Origin of the sequence: Pseudoalteromonas sp. S327 (assembly GCF_005886415.1) — a bacterium.
In the GTDB taxonomy this organism is placed as follows: Bacteria; Pseudomonadota; Gammaproteobacteria; order Enterobacterales; family Alteromonadaceae; genus Pseudoalteromonas; species Pseudoalteromonas atlantica.
Window position 1 is genome coordinate 1 of record NZ_PNDP01000090.1, and the last position, 1379, is coordinate 1379.

Here is a 1379-nt window from a genome sequence, read left to right on the forward strand (position 1 = left end):
TTTAATTTCTTTGTTAAATAATTTTATAAATTACCCTTTGGCTATCAGCTATCAGCTATCAGCTATCAGCTATCAGCTATCAGCTATCAGCTATCAGCTATCAGCTATCAGCTATCAGCTATCTGATCTGACCCCGATAAAGTAGACACGGGGTTTTAATTCATTGATTCATATTGTATGGGGCTAACATTTCCAATCGTCCCATGCATTCGCACTGAGTTGTAGTAATTCTCAATATAAAAACGACTTTGTATTGTCATTTCGCTACGACTCAGTTCATTTAGATTACTCATCCATTCTTTTTTGTACTGAGCAAAAAAACTTTCTGAACAGGCATTATCCCAGCAGTTCCCCTTTCTCGACATGCTAATCGTTACACCTCGCTTGTTCAACCACGATATAGTCTCTTTAGCTCGATACTGGCTCCCTTGATCTGAATGAAACAGTAAACGTTGCCCGTTCGGCTTGCGCACATTCCAAGCCTTCTTTAGTGTTTTAATCACTAAAACCGCATTATTAATTCGACTTGTTGCCCAGCCCACAACTTTGCGTGAGTATAAATCTAAAATGACACATAAGTACTGCCAGCCTTCTTTACAGCGCACCTGAGTTATATCCGATACCCATACACTATTAGGCTCTTCAACATCAAATTGACGAGCAAGTAGATTCTCTGTCGTTATAAAACCCTGCTTTTTATTACCACTGGTGTAGCGACGCTTACCTGATTTAGAGCGATAACCTACGCTTTGTAATAAACGCTGCACTCGGCCTTTACTGCAATCATACCCGTCGGCTATGGCGGCTTGCCACAATTTTCTGTAACCAGGTATGCAGTGCTCTTCATTACTTCTTTTTATTAAAAACTGAAGTAAAAAATCATTTTTTCTTTCAACTGGATTCGACGACTGTTTCAACCATTTGTAATACCCAGCCTTAGAAACAGATAATAACTTACATAACTTGCTTACTGTTTTCTTCACCGTCGTGGTCTTATGAATATATTGAAACCTTATTCTTTTAGACTGTCGAAGTAGGCCCTCGCCTTTTTTAGTACGTCGTTCTCCAACTGTACGTCCTCAAGCTGCTTTTCAAGGTTACGAACTTGACGTTCAAGGTCTTTATATGACTTTTCTGGACCATGGTTTTTAAGTGGCTTAGGCTCTTTTCTTGAGGTCATTTTACTTCTCCAACTTGACAGCATATCGGGATGAATACCGTATTTATTAGCGGTCATTTTAACGGTACCGTGTGAGTCTAGTGACTCTTGCACCACTTTTCTTTTAAATTCCTCTGTATGTTTACGAAACGCTTTTACTTTCATGAGAACTGACTCCTAAATAGGTGTCTACTTTTATGGAGTCAGATCAGCTCTATGG

Annotated in this window: 1 protein-coding gene; it reads right to left on the reverse strand. The window is 39.3% G+C overall.

Annotation, left to right across the window (positions count from 1 at the left end):
• Positions 1–155 precede the first annotated feature (155 nt).
• Positions 156–1324, reverse strand: a protein-coding gene (locus CWB60_RS19910) for an IS3 family transposase (protein WP_121637701.1) whose coding sequence is annotated in 2 segments (ribosomal slippage) — positions 156–1054 and positions 1054–1324 — 1170 coding nt in all. Because the reading frame shifts where the segments join, the coding sequence is not laid out codon by codon here.
• Positions 1325–1379: the final 55 nt, after the last annotated feature.